Annotated in this window: 15 protein-coding genes; 11 read left to right on the top strand and 4 right to left on the bottom strand. The window is 64.4% G+C overall.

Going from position 1 to position 15,313, the window contains the following annotated elements; all coding sequences use genetic code 11:
* Positions 1-164 precede the first annotated feature (164 nt).
* Positions 165-515 (top strand): hypothetical protein, encoded by a 351-nt coding sequence (locus tag MUG94_RS16545; protein WP_227907197.1) that lies wholly within the window; start codon positions 165-167, stop codon positions 513-515.
* Positions 516-1,850: an alpha/beta hydrolase gene (locus MUG94_RS16540; RefSeq protein WP_227907196.1), complete on the top strand. Its 1,335-nt coding sequence runs from the start codon at positions 516-518 to the stop codon at positions 1,848-1,850. It abuts the gene before it with no gap.
* Here the strand turns inward: MUG94_RS16540 and MUG94_RS16535 are convergent.
* Entirely contained in the window at positions 1,847-2,245 is a 399-nt protein-coding gene (locus MUG94_RS16535; protein WP_227907195.1) for a phage holin family protein, read from the bottom strand. The two genes, MUG94_RS16540 and MUG94_RS16535, sit on opposite strands and share 4 nt — an antisense overlap.
* 106 nt (positions 2,246-2,351) lie before the next feature.
* On the opposite strand from MUG94_RS16535, the gene MUG94_RS16530 reads away from it, so the two are divergent.
* The 5 genes from MUG94_RS16530 to MUG94_RS16510 all read left to right on the top strand — a co-directional run bounded on the left by MUG94_RS16530 (position 2,352) and on the right by MUG94_RS16510 (position 7,592).
* Positions 2,352-3,491 carry a histidinol-phosphate transaminase gene (locus tag MUG94_RS16530; protein WP_227907194.1) on the top strand — a complete coding sequence of 380 codons (1,140 nt, stop codon included), beginning with the start codon at positions 2,352-2,354 and terminating at the stop codon, positions 3,489-3,491.
* A 142-nt stretch (positions 3,492-3,633) separates the two neighbouring features.
* Positions 3,634-4,839, top strand: a complete 1,206-nt coding sequence (gene pdhA / locus MUG94_RS16525) for a pyruvate dehydrogenase (acetyl-transferring) E1 component subunit alpha (RefSeq protein ID WP_227907193.1) — start codon at positions 3,634-3,636, stop codon at positions 4,837-4,839.
* Positions 4,836-5,810 carry an alpha-ketoacid dehydrogenase subunit beta gene (locus MUG94_RS16520; RefSeq protein ID WP_227907192.1) on the top strand — a complete coding sequence of 325 codons (975 nt, stop codon included), beginning with the start codon at positions 4,836-4,838 and terminating at the stop codon, positions 5,808-5,810. Before pdhA ends, MUG94_RS16520 begins: the two co-directional genes overlap by 4 nt.
* Positions 5,811-5,855: 45 nt before the next feature.
* A complete protein-coding gene (locus MUG94_RS16515; protein ID WP_227907191.1) occupies positions 5,856-7,313 on the top strand; it encodes a dihydrolipoamide acetyltransferase family protein in 1,458 nt (485 codons plus the stop codon).
* A 69-nt stretch (positions 7,314-7,382) separates the two neighbouring features.
* Entirely contained in the window at positions 7,383-7,592 is a 210-nt protein-coding gene (locus MUG94_RS16510) for a hypothetical protein (protein WP_227890817.1), read from the top strand.
* Here the strand turns inward: MUG94_RS16510 and MUG94_RS16505 are convergent.
* Together MUG94_RS16505 and MUG94_RS16500 are read right to left on the bottom strand one after the other, a co-directional pair.
* Complete coding sequence (locus MUG94_RS16505) at positions 7,589-8,881, bottom strand: aminotransferase-like domain-containing protein (protein ID WP_227907190.1); 1,293 nt, start codon at positions 8,879-8,881, stop codon at positions 7,589-7,591. The genes MUG94_RS16510 and MUG94_RS16505 overlap by 4 nt on opposite strands.
* Positions 8,882-8,928: 47 nt before the next feature.
* Positions 8,929-9,894 (bottom strand): helix-turn-helix transcriptional regulator, encoded by a 966-nt coding sequence (locus MUG94_RS16500; protein WP_227907189.1) that lies wholly within the window; start codon positions 9,892-9,894, stop codon positions 8,929-8,931.
* 471 nt (positions 9,895-10,365) lie between these two features.
* Here MUG94_RS16500 and MUG94_RS16495 point away from each other — a divergent pair, with 471 nt between their 5' ends.
* Together MUG94_RS16495 and MUG94_RS16490 are read left to right on the top strand one after the other, a co-directional pair.
* The gene (locus tag MUG94_RS16495) at positions 10,366-11,325 is read left to right on the top strand and encodes a lantibiotic dehydratase C-terminal domain-containing protein (protein ID WP_227907188.1); all 960 of its coding nucleotides are present in this window, start codon (positions 10,366-10,368) and stop codon (positions 11,323-11,325) included.
* 32 nt (positions 11,326-11,357) lie between these two features.
* Positions 11,358-11,549 (top strand): hypothetical protein, encoded by a 192-nt coding sequence (locus MUG94_RS16490; protein WP_227890813.1) that lies wholly within the window; start codon positions 11,358-11,360, stop codon positions 11,547-11,549.
* A 100-nt stretch (positions 11,550-11,649) separates the two neighbouring features.
* Here MUG94_RS16490 and MUG94_RS16485 read toward each other — a convergent pair whose 3' ends face one another.
* Entirely contained in the window at positions 11,650-12,210 is a 561-nt protein-coding gene (locus MUG94_RS16485; protein ID WP_227890812.1) for an NAD(P)H-dependent oxidoreductase, read from the bottom strand.
* 105 nt (positions 12,211-12,315) lie between these two features.
* Here MUG94_RS16485 and MUG94_RS16480 point away from each other — a divergent pair, with 105 nt between their 5' ends.
* A complete protein-coding gene (locus MUG94_RS16480; RefSeq protein ID WP_227890811.1) occupies positions 12,316-12,921 on the top strand; it encodes a TetR/AcrR family transcriptional regulator in 606 nt (201 codons plus the stop codon).
* Positions 12,922-12,997: 76 nt separating this feature from the next.
* Positions 12,998-15,217, top strand: coding sequence for a catalase (locus MUG94_RS16475; protein ID WP_227907187.1), 2,220 nt, complete (start codon positions 12,998-13,000; stop codon positions 15,215-15,217).
* Positions 15,218-15,313 lie beyond the last annotated feature (96 nt).

Genomic DNA, 15,313 nt, shown 5'->3' with positions numbered 1-15,313 from the left:
GTGGACCGTCCCGCTCTGTGACATGGCTACGGGCCGCAGGCCGTGTCCCGTCCATGCACCCCGTCCGGTGGCGCCTTCGCTTGTCCTCCACAGGACCGTTGCACAGTGACGACGGGGGACACTCTCCCCAGCCAAATCCGGCAACACCGTTTGGCGGCCGGAACATGAAAGAACTGGAGCGGCGACTGCCGGACGAATGTTCGGCACGGCACGAATGGAGGCAGTTGATCGCGATGTCTGTGGAATTGATGGTCGTTAATCCGCGCGATGTCTACGCTGCAGGGCAGGCCGCCGCATACGTCACCAAGGCGGTGGAGGATTTGGCTGGAATCGAACAGGGCCTGCCGGCACTCATCCGGATGGACTGGTATTCCCCGGCTGCCAGCGAATTTACGGCACTCCTGGGGCAGCACATCAAATACGTCTCAACGACGCTGGAGGATCTGAGAGTCTGTGCTGAAGCCGTTGCACGGCATGTGGAAGAAATCCGGGCCCAGGGTTATGAGGTGCCGTAGGTGCCGTCTCGGTGGTCCCCGGAGGACAATTCCGCGGCCGGAATCCATGTCCGGGGCGGCACCCACGGACTCACGGTGGAGTATCGGGAATTGGAATCGGTGGCCGGTGCCTTGGAGGAAACGGTCACGCAGCTCACCTCCCTGCGGTCCAGGTGCATGGAAATGTATCTGCTGCTGAGCGGAACGGGGGCGGGGCACTCCCATGCCCGTCATGCCGCCGGGGCTGCGGAGCTCGTCATCCAAGGCCTCGCCCGGAACCGGCACGAGCTGGCGGAAGCCGCCGTTGATCTTCGCTGTGCCGCCCGAAACTATCTGGAGGCGGAGGGGCGGGTGGAAAAGGCAATTTCCTGGCTGGCGGTGGGAGTTCCGACCGGAATTGAACTTTGGCGGCGAGGCGGAGGCGGTTTTCCCGAGCGAAGTGTCAGCGAATTGGTGGTGCCGCCGTTTGACGGGTTCCTCATCGAGAAGTTGCTGGAGCGGCTCGCGGACGGCAGATTCGGAGAACTTCGCCCCATCAACGTTACCGAGCTGGGGGCCACCGGGGAGCCGGTTCCGCTTACGGGATCAGCCCGGGGTCTGCTGGAACGGTCAAAACGCCTGCTGGATGGATCCGACCGGGGCGTGGTTGAAATCCTGACCGTGGAGGAGGGGGAACGACGCGTCCGGATTGTCACCCTGCCCGGCATGCAGGACAGCGGCAACATGACGGTGGGACCGAATCCCTTTGACATCTATGGGAACGCGGAGGGCCGTGCGCAGGACAGCCAATATGTGGCCGATGCCGTCGCGGAGGCTCTGCGGCAGGCGGGAGCCTCGGCAGGGGATGCGGTCATTTTGGTGGGTTACAGCCAAGGCGGGATCCATGCCGTGAATACCGGAGCACGGCTGGCAGAGTCGGGAGAATTCTCCGTTGAGATGGTGGTGACGGCAGGCGCCCCCGCGGGGGGCAGGAACACGCCGGCCGGGATTTCAGTCCTCCATCTGGAGCACTACCAGGATTGGGTTCCCGGCGCGGATGGAACGCTGAACCCCGACACCCCCGACCGGATCACGGTGACCGGCCGGACTCCGGTTCCTGAGGATGCCGCCCTCGACGGACTCGGGCCGGCACATGACCTGGACGTCTATCTGGGGCTGGCCGATCAGGCGGATGTCAGTAAAGACCCGTCCTTGCAGGAATCCCTGGGATATCTGCAAGAAATCATCCCGCCCTCGTCAATTGCTGCGAGGGGCCTCTTCAGGTTCTCGAGGAAACCTCCGGCGAAACCTTCGAAGACACCGTCCGTTCGCACCGGGCCAACGCCGTCGCCCTCGCTGCAGGCACCCCCCCGCTAGCGGCGGGTCCCCGTCAGTGCACCGGCCACCATGGACACCAGGCTGATGATGATTGACGCGAGGATCGCGGTCCAGAAAAAGGAATCCACGCTGAAATCAACCGGGGTGTAACTGCTCAGCCAGGAAGTCAGCATGAGCATTCCCGCGTTGATGATGATCGTGAAAAGCCCAAGCGTCAGAATGGTCAGCGGCAGCGCCAGCAGTTTGACGATTGGCCGAATGAGCGCGTTGACAATGCCGAACAGCAGTCCAATGAACAGGAAAGCCAGCACAAGATCGACGGTGGGGCTGCCCGTCACGGCGCCGCCCGTTTCGATGATCGTGATGCCGGGGAGCAGCCATGCCGCGACATACAGGGCGAGGGCATTGATGATGATCTGAATCAGGAAGCGCATGGCTCCATGCTGACATATCCGCACGCCCAAGACGCGGAGCGTGCGGCGGCGACTGGTTCCAGTGTTCCAGATCACCCATTGCCGGAAGGCGATTAGGGTTAAGCCCATGACCACCACCGAAAAGGACACCAACGCCGCCGACGTCCGGGCACCCGAGATCCGCCCCCGCACTGTGATGGGGAAGCTGCCCCGCTACACTGCGGGCAAACCGCCGGCGGTCATCGACGGACTGCAGAGCTACAAGCTGTCCTCCAACGAGAATTCGTTTCCGCCGCTGCCGGCCGTGCTTGAAGCTCTCGGCAACCGGCAGGACATCAACCGGTACCCGGATCCGTTGTCCACGGCCCTGCGGACCGAACTCTCGGCTTTTCTGGATGTGCCGGCCGAGGACATCGTCACCGGTGCCGGCAGCCTGGGAGCGCTGAACCAGATCCTTGCCACCTTCGCCGGACAGGACGAATACGGCGTTCCGGATGAGGTCATTTACCCGTGGCGCTCCTTCGAGGCCTACCCCATCAGTGTGGGACTGTCCGGAGCGGACAGCGTACAGGTGCCGCTGCGTGCAGACGGCACCCATGACCTGGAAGCCATGGCGGCCGTTGTCACCTCCCGGACCCGCGTCATCCTGCTGTGCACGCCCAACAACCCCACCGGCCCCGCCCTGACATCCGTACAGGTTGAGGACTTCCTGGCCAAGGTGCCGTCGGACGTGCTGGTGGTGATCGACGAAGCGTATGAGGACTTTGTCCGGGATCCCGACGCCGTCAACGGCATCGACATGTACCGGAGACACCCCAACGTGGTGGTGCTGCGGACCTTCTCCAAGGGTGCCGGGCTGGCGGGGCTGCGTGTCGGCTACTCCGTGTCGCACCCGCCCGTAACCCAGTATCTGCGGGTGGCCGCTGTGCCGTTTGCGGTCTCCCAGCTTGCCGAAACGGCCGCCGTGGCTTCCCTGCGGCACCACGGGGAACTTGTGGAAAGAATACAAGGGCTGGTTCAGGAGCGGACACGCGTCGTCGACGGTTTGAGGGAACTCGGATGGCGCATTCCCGACGCGCAGGGGAACTTCGTCTGGCTTGAGCTTGGGGAGGATACCCCCGGGTTTGCAGCGCTGGCCGAGCAGCAGGCGCTGGCTGTGAGGGCGTTCGGCAGCGAGGGGATCCGGGTCACGATCGGCGAAGACGAAGCCAACACAAGATTCCTTGCCCTCTGTGCGACTTATACAAAGGGACCACGGGTTTCCTAGCGTGTCCTAAGTGCGGACCGGGACCCGTCCCTCGTTAGGCTAAGTGGAGGATGTTCCACATATATGCCGCACCCGTGATCTATTCCTTGTGCGGCATATATCTAGCGCGGGGCAGGTCGCGGACCGCCGGCGAGGAGTAAGCATGGATCTGAAGGACCTGGCTGTCCGGGCGGAGGCCGATTCTTCGCGCCTGCCCGAAGACGAGGCCGGCAACGCGGGCCGCGGCTCCCTGGACAGGGAGGCCGCCCCGGAGATGGTGCAGATGCTCAGCCCCGAGGGTGAGCTTCTCCTGCACGGACCCTATGGCGCCTACGCCGCTGAACTGGGCGCCGAGGAGCTTCGCGGCCTGTACCGCGACATGTTCACCATCCGCCGGTTCGATCAGGAAGCCACGGCCCTGCAGCGTCAGGGGGAGCTGGTGATGTGGGTGCCGATGACGGGGCAGGAAGGGGCGCAAATCGGTTCCGGCCGTGCCCTGCAGCCCCAGGACTACGTCTTTCCCACGTACCGGGAGCACGGCGTTGCGCTGACCCGAGGTCTGGAACTGTCCTCTCTCCTGCGCCGGTTCCGCGGTGTGTCCCACGGCGGATGGAACCCCGCCGAGGCCAACTTCCATCTCTACACCCTGGTCCTGGCTGCGCAGGTTCCGCACGCCGTGGGGTACGCCATGGGCATGGCGCGGGACCGGAAGATGGATCCGCAGCTGCCGGAAGCCGCCACCGTGGCTTACTTCGGCGACGGGGCCAGCTCCGAGGGGGATGTCCACGAGGCCATGGTTTTCGCGGCCTCCTATGACGCGCCCGTGGTCTTCTTCTGCCAGAACAACCACTGGGCCATCTCCGTGCCCACTGAAGTGCAGTCACGCATTCCCCTCGCCAACCGCGCCAAGGGCTATGGGTTCCCGGGCATCCGGGTGGACGGCAATGACGTCATCGCCGTCCGGGCCGTCACCAGCTGGGCCCTGGAACACGCCCGTTCCGGCAAAGGACCCGTATTGATCGAGGCGTTCACTTACCGGATGAGTGCCCACACGACCGCCGACGACCCCACGAAGTACCGTCTCAGCGCCGACGAAGAAGCCTGGATCTCACGTGATCCGCTGAGCCGGCTGGAGAAGCACCTCCGTGCCGCAGGCCTTGCAGACGATGAGTTCTTCGAGGGGCTCGAAGCGGACGGCCAGGCCATGGCGGACAAGTTGCGGGAAGATGTGCTGGGCATGTCATCGCCCGGATTCGCTGACGCCTTCACCGACGTCTACGCCGAAGCGCATCCGCTGATCCAGGAGGAACTGGAATTCCACCGCCGGTATGAAGCCGGCTTTGCGGACCCCGAGGAGCCCACCGAATGAGCACCATGACCATGGCCAAGGCCATCAACGCAGGCCTGCGGGCAGGGCTGGAGCAGAATCCAAAAACGCTGCTGATGGGTGAAGACATTGGCGACCTTGGCGGCGTATACCGCGTGACCGAAGGACTCAAAGCGGACTTCGGCGCCGACCGCGTGATGGACACGCCGCTGGCGGAATCCGGCATCATCGGCACGGCCATCGGTCTTGCACTGCGCGGCTACCGGCCCGTCTGCGAGATTCAGTTCGACGGCTTCGTCTTCCCCGGCTTCAACCAGATCACCACCCAGCTGGCCAAGATGCACTCGCGCAGCGAGGGGACCCTCAGCGCACCGGTGGTTATCCGGATCCCGTACGGCGGCGGCATCGGATCCATCGAGCACCACTCGGAATCACCGGAAGCGCTTTTTGCCCATACGGCGGGACTGCGGATCCTCACCCCGTCCAACCCGCAGGACGCGTACTGGATGATCCAGCAGGCCATGACCTGCCTTGATCCGGTCATCGTTTTCGAGCCCAAGCGCCGCTACTGGCTGAAGGGCGATGTTGACACGGAGAAGCCCTCGGGTGATCCGTTTGCCGCCCATGTGCTGCGCGAGGGCACCGATGCCACCATCGTGGCGTACGGCCCGCTGGTGCCGGTGGCCCTCGCCGCAGCGAAGGCCGCGGAGGACGACGGACGCAGCATCGAGGTGGTGGATCTGCGTTCCATCTCGCCGATTGATTTCGACACCATCACCGACTCGGTCCGCAAGACCGGCCGCCTTATCGTCACCCATGAAGCCCCCACCTTCGGCGGAATCGGCGGCGAGATCGCGGCCCGGGTGGCGGAACGGGCGTTCCTGTCCCTGGAGGCGCCGGTGATCCGTGTCGGCGGTTTCCACATGCCGTATCCGGTCGCCAAGGTCGAAGAGCACTACCTGCCGGACATTGACAAGCTGATGGACGCCTTGGACCGGTCCTTCGCCTACTGACCACCGGCCACCAAGCAGCTTGCCGCACACAAAGATTGAGAAACCATGACTGAAAGAACGTTCCACCTTCCCGACGTGGGCGAGGGCCTGACCGAGGCCGACATTGTCCAGTGGAAGGTTCAAGCCGGAGATACGGTGGCCGTCAATGACGTCATCGTGGAAATTGAGACCGCAAAATCGCTGGTGGAACTTCCCTCTCCCTACGCCGGCACCGTGTCCGCTTTGCTCGTGGACGAAGGCCAGACGGTGGATGTCGGAACGCCCATCATCAGCGTGACTGCCGGTTCGCCCGCTCAGGAGAACGGACAGCAGCCGGGGGCGCCCATGACACCCGCGCCCGTTCCGGCAGCCGACGACGACGAGCAGCCCAGCGCTTCCCTCACCGGCACAGGCCCGAAGGCCGACGCCGTGAAGCGGCGGCCGCGGGTCAGCAGGACAGCCCCGGAATCACGCGCTCCTGATTCCCCTGCCCCTGATTCGCATGCCCAGGGCTCACCGGCTCCGGCCGCTCCGGCGCCGGCAGCTCAGGAAGCAGCTCCGGCCCCCAGCCGCTCCCTTGATGCCCGTACGCCGGCGGTGGCTGCTGCGGGTGCGGCGGTGCAGGACACGCTGACCCGCCTGATTCAGCGGGTGCTGGCAAAGCCTCCGGTGCGCAAGGCGGCGAAGGATCTCGGGATCAATCTGGCCGACGTGCCGGCAACCGGTCCCAGCGGTGAAGTGACCAAGCAGGACCTGATCAGTTACCAGGCGCAGCGTGAATCCGAGCAGGACTCCGCCGACACCTTTTGGGCCGGCGCGCAAGAATCCCGGGACCAGCGGATTGAGCGCATTCCGGTCAAGGGCGTGCGCCGGGCCACTGCCAAGGCCATGGTGGAAAGTGCGTTCTCGGCACCGCACGTAAGCATCTTCGTGGATGTGGACGCCTCCCGGACCATGGAGTTCGTGAAGCGGCTGAAGGCGTCGCGGGACTTTGAAGGCATTAAGGTCTCACCGCTGCTGATCCTGGCCAAGGCCGTCATCTGGGCGGCCGCCCGCAATCCCTCGGTCAACGCCACCTGGGCAGGGAACGAAATCCTGGTCAAGCACTTCATGAACCTCGGGATCGCTGCTGCCACGCCGCGCGGGCTGATGGTGCCGAACATCAAGGATGCACAGGACCTGTCCCTGAAGGAACTGGCCATCGCCCTCAACTCCCTGGCCACGACGGCACGGGCGGGGAAAACCCCGCCGGCGGACATGCGGGACGGGACGCTCACCATTACCAACATCGGCGCCCTGGGCATCGACACCGGAACGCCCATCATCAACCCGGGTGAGGTCGCCATTGTGGCCTTCGGAACCATCAAGCAGAAACCCTGGGTGCTCGACGGTGAAGTTCTTCCGCGCTGGGTGACAACCCTGGGCGGGTCTTTCGACCACCGGGTGGTGGACGGGGATCTGTCCGCGCGCTTCATGGCCGACGTCGCCTCCATCCTGGAGGAACCGGCGCTGCTGCTGGATTAGGCCGCAGGCAGGTGAACGGCGGGCGCCGGCGCTGCTTTCGCGGCCTGCGGCGGATACGATCGGGGAACTATGACTATTCCTCGGAGCCCCCAGGGGCAAGGCGGCCCGCCGCGCATTGACCTCAAACGCACGCTCATTTTGCTGGCGGTGGCGTTTGTCATCTCCAGCCTGCTGATCATGCTGTTCCCCGGCCTGGGCACCTTCTGGCGCCTGCTGATCATCCTGGGCCTGTTCCTTGTCGTGTTTCCGTTCCTGGAACGGCGGCGGAGGGGCCGCTAGCCTGCGGCACGCTCCATCGCCCGGCGCAGGACCGGGGCCAGCCGCCGCACGCCCTCGGCGATGTCTTCCTCGGAGACGGCGCTGAAGGCCAGGCGCAGTTTGCTGCTCGGCTCGTCCGACGGCGAGAACGCGGCTCCCGGTATGAACACAACGCCCGCGTCGATGGCCTCGTACAGCAGGGGATAGGTGTCCACGCCCGCGGGCAGACTCAGCCAGATGAAGAATCCGCCGTCGGGCACCGTCCAGGTCACGCCGTCGGGCAGTTCGTCGGAAAGTGCCGCGAGCATGGCGGCGCAGCGCGAGGCATACAGCACCCGGGAGTCGCGGATGTGCTGCCTCCAGTCGTAGTCGCGCAGGTAAGCGGACACCAGCATCTGGGTGAGAGGCGACGGGCACAGCACCACGGCCTCGCAGGCCAGATAGAAGCGGCGGTGCAGATGCCGCGGCACCAGTGCCCAGCCCACCCGGACGCCCGGAGCGAAGATCTTCGAGAAGGATCCCAGGTACAGGACGTCATGCGGATTTTCCGCCCGCAGGGGAGCCAGGGGGTTTCCGTCGAAACGCAGCATTCCGTACGGGTTGTCTTCGAGGATGAGGATATTTTCCCGTGCGCAGATGTCGACAATCCGCTGCCGCCGGCGAGCCGCGAGGGTCACTCCGCTGGGGTTGTTGAAACTCGGAATGGTGTAAAGCATCTTGATGGTCTTGCCCTGTCCCCGAAGGGAAGCGATGGCTTCCTCCAGCGCTTCGGGCACCAGTCCCTCGCTGTCCACCGGGAGGGCCTGCATCTCCACCTCGTACGCTTCGAAGGCATTCAGCGCACCCACATAGGTGGGGTCCTCACACAGCACCACATCACCGGGGTTGCAGAAGACCTTGGCGGCAACGTCCTGTGCGGACTGTGAACCGGTGGTGATCACGACGTCAGCGGGGTCGGCGTCGGTGATTCCTTCGGCGGCCATGACCTCGCAGGCCTGGATGCGGAGTTCCTCCATACCCTGCCCGGCGCCGTACTGCAGCGCTTCAAGCCCGTGCTCGGCGACGATGCGCTGCGCGGACACGCCCAGATCGTCAAGGGGAAGTGAGCGCAGGTAGGGACTGCCGCCCGCCAGCGAGATCAGCCCCGGCCGGATGGAGATATCAAAGACATCACGCACGGCAGACTGCTTGATGTGGAAAGCCCGGTCCGAGAACAGGGCCTCGTGCCGGTGCGTGGAAGCAGCAGCCCGGTCAAGGGCAGTCTGTGTCTCAGCAGTCAGGACTCTGGCGAAGGTCTCTTCGGAAGTCATCCCCACATCCTAGCCCTGGACGTTCACCCCCAGGCAACATTCGTTGCCTAAATCCACCCGGCGCGGTGCGCTTTCACTCCGGCCTGAAAACGGCTTTCCGCTCCCAGATCATCCAGCATCTTGGCGATGTGGCGCCGGCAGGTGCGCACGCTGATGCCCATCCGCCGGGCGATCACCTCATCAGGATGTCCGGCGGCCAGGGCGCGGAGGATTGAGCGCTGGGTGCTGGTCAGCTGATGTGGAAGCGGTTCCTCCGCAAGGAACGGCTCAGCCTGCTCCCAGGCGAAGTCAAACAGCCGGACAAAGATGGACACTACGTTGGGATCCCGGATGACCAGCCCTGCACGGTCTTCGGCATGCGCTGCCCGGGGTATCACTGCAACTTTGCCGTCGAAAACCACGACCCGAAGCGGCAGGTGGGGCAACGTCCTGAATTCTCCGCCGGCTGCAGTGACAATCTCGACGGCCCTGCGCGTGGGCATGTGGTCCCGGATGCTGGAGTGGTAGAGGGTGCGGCGTTTGACCCCCTGCTGCAGCATGTCCACATCCTTCTGGACGCTTTCCTCCTGGGTGTCAGCTGTGGCGCCTTGTCCGGGGCGTGCCATCAGCACGCATTCGGATGCGGAACGGGCGTATTCGATCAGAATGCGCATTACCTGCTCGGGGTCCTCCAGGACCTCCACCTGGGCATCGGTGGACATCCGCCGGCTGGCTTCGGCAAAGATGGGCACCAGTGCCGCCAGCTCACGCCGTTTTGTTCCGATCCGCGACCGGAGATCAAGGAGTGCCCGTTCATCCGGATCGACAAGCTCCGCCAGTGCGACGTCGGGGGAGACTGCCGTGTAACTGCGCCGGCCCCCGTTGGCCTGCACCAGCAGGCAGTGCTCCACGAGGACCGCGACGGCCGCTTCAATGGAACGCGTAGTGAAACCCAGCGCCTCCGATGCGTCTTCGACGGTCCAGCCCGGGCTGCTTACGGCGTACCGGTAGACAGCCTGGGACAAGTCATCCACAACTCCGTTCCTTTCACTCAACCGAGAACCATTACTCAGCAACGGACTTTCAGTTCCCTGATGCGTACTCACCGCCGCGGTGGGAATACCTGCCATGGCCGCTTAATGCCACTATGCCGCAATTGTCGCAGCGGGGCCAGAGATGGCGCATATTCCGTGCCGGCGTGCGGCCTTCCGGTCAAGACCCGGGACTGAAGTTCGGCAGGCAAGTGCCAAACGGGCCATGTCAGGAACCGGGCATCTGAAGGGGTAGACGGGGCGCAGCGCACCGGGGGAAGCTTTCGGAGTCAACCAACCGCACAGGCTGGACATCCGGCCGCAGGTACAGGAGGGGAATGAAGATGACCAAAGTTTGGGACTGGATCTAGCAAACCCCCTCAGGGGGAAGCCAACTCGATGTACAACGAATAAAACAGCAGCACCCGCTCAGCGGCGGTAACCAAGCAACAAACCCCGGAGGGGACGCACGCCATGACACAGCTGACAGCAGTTCGAAACGCCTCACGAACTCGCCCAACGGCACAATGGTGGACAGTCTCCTTCTATACCGGGGGCTTCGATGTAGCGGACGGCATCATTGGAGAACTGGTTACCCCGCTGGCGGCCCAAGCTCAGGCCTACGGGGCCACACGGTGGTACTACACACGGTGCCTGGAGCCGACCAACGCGCACGTGAGGGTCCGGTTCTTGGGCGAACCCGAAATTTTTGAACGGCTGACGCACCTTCTGGGCGCACTGCGGGACCAGGCCAGCGGCGTCATTGGACACCTTGAAATGGTCCAGCAGATCAGTGAGCCCGTGACGGACCGTTTAGGGCCCGGAGGAGCGGAACAACAGAATCCCCGAATGGAGGCCGATCTGGCCAAATACGGCGGCCCGGAAGGCTTGGCGCTGGCGGAAGAGGTTTTTGAGCTCTCCTCGGAATTGGGGGCCTGGGCCACGGCACGGTTTCCGAAAGTCCAAAACAGGTGGGCCCTTGGATCGCTCCTGCTTTTTGATTCCGCACGCAGCATGATGAAGGGCCCCCATTCCGCAAGCTGGCCGGATCGCCGGCGAATCTCCTGGGACTACTACTGGGACAGCCATCTCCGCAGCTGCACGGCGGGTTTCGGACAGCGGGCCGGAAGCGTTAGGCAGGCGATGACAATTCAGGTTGCGTCAAAGGTGACACCCACCCATCGCCTGATGGCCGCCACTGCTGCCGAAAACGCCGTGGCGAACTGGCGCCGCCGCTGGTTCCGCGGCGTTGACAATTATCTTTACCGGGCGGACAAGGCCAGGCTTAGCCGAAGTGCACAGCACCTGACGGTGTATCAGGCGCACATGCTGCTCAACCGCCTCGGACTCTCACTCCGTGAAGAGGCCGCACTGGGTCTGTACGCGCGCAACTGGAGCACCGAACGAGAAGCAGCCCTGTTGGATAGGCATTAGGAAACCGTGAGGCCCACCAGAAAGGGGAACCTGTGTCCAACCGCAACGAGTTGGTCGTGGCATCCAGTTCCCAGGACCTGTCAGAGGTCCTGGGATGCACCGAGGATGTTGTTGAAGATCTGCGGGACAAAGGCATAGTCGCGTCGAGCGGCGAGGTGTGGGATGTGGGCCCCGCCCGCGACTATCTGCGGGATGCGGCGTGGGCGGGCGGTTTCTGGGACTAGGGGTACAACTAGGGGCGATGAAGCCCCGGAGAGCAGAAAAGGAAGGGCGGACCTGCTGCAGCAGCAGGTCCGCCCTTCCTTCTGTGTGGTGCCGGTGCTGCTAGGAAGCGGCGGAGATGGAAGCCCCGGCCAGCGTCGAAACTACGGCGCGAACCTGTTCCACCACCTCGGCATCGTCCTTGGGGTGAACGTCGGCAAAGCGGGTCACGGAGCCGCCAATGGACAGTCGAACGTCTTCGACCAGGTGGGCACCGGCAATGCCCAGGGACTTGCGGGCGTCATCATGGGCCCAGACTCCGCCGTACTGACCAAAGGCGGAGCCGATCACGGCGGCGGGAGTGCCGGCGATGGCGCCTGCACCGAACGGGCGGGAGAGCCAGTCAATGGCGTTCTTCAGGACGGCAGGCATCGTTCCGTTGTACTCCGGGCAGACCAGCAGCAGTGCGTCGGAAGAAGCGGCTGCCTTGCGCAGAGCGGCGGCGGCCTCGGGAATGGATCCCTCAACGTCGATGTCCTCGTTGTAGAACGGGATGGTTCCGATGCCCTCGTGGATGACAACCTCCACACCGTCGGGGGCGTTCAGGGCGGCCGTTTCGGCAAGCTGGCGGTTGACTGAACCGGCTCGAAGGCTGCCGACCAGGGTAAGTACTCTAGTGCTCAAGGAAACTCCTATCGGGGACCATGCCGGTAACGGCACAGTTGTTGCATCTTCAAGTGTAAGTGGACCGTGGTCCGGTTTTATTCCCTGCGGGTTACACTGACGCGCATGGAGGCAGGCAGGGAAGGGCGCACGGGCAACGCTTATGAGCGACTCGACGCGGCGAGAAACCGTCGCCTGGTGCTGCGCACGGCACTGGAGATTGTCGCCGAGCGGGGCTTGGAAGCACTCACCATGGATGATCTGGCCCGGCGTGCGGGCGTGGGAAAGGGAACGGTCTTTCGGCGGTTCGGCAGTCGGGCAGGTGTGATGCGCGCTCTGCTCGACCACGCCGAACGTGACTTCCAGGAAGGCTATATGCGCGGCCCTGCGCCATTGGGGCCGGGAGCGCCGCCGTTGGACCGACTGCGGGCGTTTGGGGCTGCGCGGATCCAAGCACTGGAGCTAACCGGGGAACTCCGGCGGGCCGCCGACGTCGACGTTTTCACGCACTACCGGCATCCGGCCCGGCAGCTCGAATTGAGCCATCTCGCCATGCTCCTGTCCGCCCTTCCGGGAATCCGCGATCCGGAGTTGACCGCCTATCAGCTGGAATCGTTCCTCGAGGCAGGTCTGCTGCTGCATCTGCACCGCAGTGCCGGGATGCCGCTGGAACGGATTACCGAAGGATGGCTGGACCTCGTGGAATCCGTGACCGCCAACAAGTGTCAGTAGGCTTACTAATTTAGTAGGGTGGGAAGAAGTCGCCGAACATGGGCGGCTGTCTGGTCCGAACAATCATGGAGGCTACATGTCTGACAAGAGCACATCCGTACCCGGTGCATCGATTCCGGGCGCCCCGGGGCCGCAGGCGCCTGACCTGGCGGAGCCCACAGAGCCACGCGAGCCTCTTCCCCCCAAGCCCGACCAGGACGGACCGGAGACTGTGTCGCCCACAGGCGTTCCCAGCGGCGCCCCGAAAGCCTCCAACGCGCAGAGCGGTCGGTACCTGACCACCGCACAGGGAGCCCGCCTCGGCGACACCGATCATTCGCTCAAGGCCGGCCCCCGCGGCCCGGTCCTTCTGCAGGACCACCACCTGCGCGAGAAAATCACGCACTTCGACCACGAGCGCATTCCCGAGCGCGTAGTCCATGCCCGCGGTGCAGCTGCCCACGGCGTGTTTGTTGCCAACGGTGCCGCAGAGGGTGTCACCCGGGCAGGCTTCCTCGCCAAGGGCACTGAGACGCCGGTGTTTGTCCGGTTCTCGACCGTGCTGGGTTCCCGCGGTTCCGCGGACACGGTTCGTGACACCCGCGGTTTCAGCACCAAGTTCTACACCGACGAGGGCAACTATGACCTGGTCGCCAACAACATTCCGGTGTTCTTCATCCAGGACGCCATCAAGTTCCCGGACGTCATCCACGCCGGCAAGCCGCACCCGGACCGGGAAATCCCGCAGGCACAGAGTGCCCATGACACCTTCTGGGACTTCGTCTCCCTGCACACTGAAGCGCAGCACCACACCATGTGGAACATGTCGGACCGCGGCATCCCGCGCTCCTACCGCACGATGGAGGGCTTCGGCGTCCACACCTTCCGCCTGGTCAACGCCGCGGGCGAAACCACTCTGGTGAAGTTCCACTGGAAGCCTCGGCAGGGCGTGCACTCCCTGGTTTGGGAAGAAGCCCAGATCATCAACGGCATGGACCCCGACTTCCACCGCCGGGATCTCGCCGACTCCATTGAAGCCGGCGCTTTCCCGCAGTGGGACCTGGGCATTCAGGTTTTCCCGGACACCGAAGATGAAATGTTCGAGGGCATCGACCTGCTTGATCCCACCAAGCTGGTTCCCGAGGAGCTTGCTCCGGTGCAGATCATCGGCACCATGACGCTGAACGCCAATGTCACGAACTTCTTTGCGGAAACCGAGCAGGTGGCCTTCCACCCCGGACACCTGGTGCCCGGCATCGATGTCACCAATGATCCGCTGCTTCAGGGCCGGCTGTTCTCCTACATTGACACCCAGCTGACCCGCCTGGGCGGCCCGAACTTCAGCCAGATCCCCATCAACCGTCCGCACGCCCCGGTCAACGACATGCTCCGCGACGGGTTCCACCAGGACGCAGACCACTCGGGCGTTGCTCCCTACCAGCCCAATTCGCTCGACGGCGGCTGCCCCTTCATGGCCGGCGCGGACATGGGCGCCTTCATCGATGTACCCACCGAGGTGCCTGCGGCCCGCAAGGTCCGCGAGAACCCGGCCACTTTCGATGACCACTACAGCCAGACGCGGATGTTTTTCCGTTCCCTGACACCGGTGGAGCAGGACCATGTGGTGCAGGCTTACACGTTTGAACTCGGCAAGTGCTACGAGGAAAACATCCGGCTGCGCCAGCTCCAGTCCCTCGCGAACATTGACGAGCGTCTGGCCGCCGAGGTGGCGACCGGACTTGGTCTGGAAGCGCCGGCGCCGGACGTCGTCGTTGAAGACGCCGAACCCAGCCCGGCCCTGAGCCAGCTGGGCGGCACCTGGCCGGTTGCAGGCCGCCTGGTGGGTGTTGTTGCCGACGATGCAACGGATCTTGCCGCGCTGAACGAGGTGCTCGCCGCGGTTGCGGCCGAGGGCATGGTTCCGCTGGTTATCGCTCCGCACGGCGGCAAGCTGGGCGGAGAGGTTGTCATCCAGCGGACCTACCTCACCGCCCGTTCCACCGAGTTCGACGCCGTGGTGGTGGCGGCAACGGGTGCCCCGGCTCCTGACGCCGTCGACAGCCTGGATGCCAAGGCGGGCAATCCGGAGGGTCATCCGTCCCTTGACCCGCGCGTCACCATGCTTCTGGCAGAGGCCTTCCGCCATGCCAAGGCCATTGGCGCCCTGGGTGACGGCAGCTCGGTCCTTATGGCCGCCGGCGTTCCCGCGGACGCGCCCGGCGTCGTCGTGGGAACCCCCGGCGAGGTAACGGCCGGCGTCAGCGCACTGCTGGCAAGCCACCGCGTGTGGGAGCGTTTCCCGACGATGATTCCGTAACCAAGCAGGGCGCCCGAAACCGGGCAGCAGTTACCGGGAGGGGAGTTTCGGCGGTAAGCACCGCTGGAACTCCCCTTCCGCGGTTAACGGTGTGCG

Origin of the sequence: Arthrobacter gengyunqii (assembly GCF_023022985.1) — a bacterium.
GTDB lineage: Bacteria > Actinomycetota > Actinomycetes > Actinomycetales > Micrococcaceae > Arthrobacter_B > Arthrobacter_B gengyunqii.
The sequence above is the reverse complement of the archived record's forward strand: the minus strand, read 5'-3'. Positions and strand labels throughout refer to the sequence as shown.

What these genes read in the sequence shown, in the direction of transcription:
- MUG94_RS16545 (WP_227907197.1), top strand. Translation starts at nt 165, where the DNA reads ATGAAAGAACTGGAGCGGCGACTGCCGGACGAATGTTCGGCACGGCAC.
- MUG94_RS16535 (WP_227907195.1), bottom strand. Translation starts at nt 2,245, where the DNA reads ATGCGCTTCCTGATTCAGATCATCATCAATGCCCTCGCCCTGTATGTC.
- MUG94_RS16530 (WP_227907194.1), top strand. Translation starts at nt 2,352, where the DNA reads ATGACCACCACCGAAAAGGACACCAACGCCGCCGACGTCCGGGCACCC.
- pdhA (WP_227907193.1), top strand. Translation starts at nt 3,634, where the DNA reads ATGGATCTGAAGGACCTGGCTGTCCGGGCGGAGGCCGATTCTTCGCGC.
- MUG94_RS16520 (WP_227907192.1), top strand. Translation starts at nt 4,836, where the DNA reads ATGAGCACCATGACCATGGCCAAGGCCATCAACGCAGGCCTGCGGGCA.
- MUG94_RS16475 (WP_227907187.1), top strand. Translation starts at nt 12,998, where the DNA reads ATGTCTGACAAGAGCACATCCGTACCCGGTGCATCGATTCCGGGCGCC.
- MUG94_RS16510 (WP_227890817.1), top strand. Translation starts at nt 7,383, where the DNA reads ATGACTATTCCTCGGAGCCCCCAGGGGCAAGGCGGCCCGCCGCGCATT.
- MUG94_RS16515 (WP_227907191.1), top strand. Translation starts at nt 5,856, where the DNA reads ATGACTGAAAGAACGTTCCACCTTCCCGACGTGGGCGAGGGCCTGACC.
- MUG94_RS16505 (WP_227907190.1), bottom strand. Translation starts at nt 8,881, where the DNA reads ATGACTTCCGAAGAGACCTTCGCCAGAGTCCTGACTGCTGAGACACAG.
- MUG94_RS16495 (WP_227907188.1), top strand. Translation starts at nt 10,366, where the DNA reads ATGACACAGCTGACAGCAGTTCGAAACGCCTCACGAACTCGCCCAACG.
- MUG94_RS16480 (WP_227890811.1), top strand. Translation starts at nt 12,316, where the DNA reads ATGGAGGCAGGCAGGGAAGGGCGCACGGGCAACGCTTATGAGCGACTC.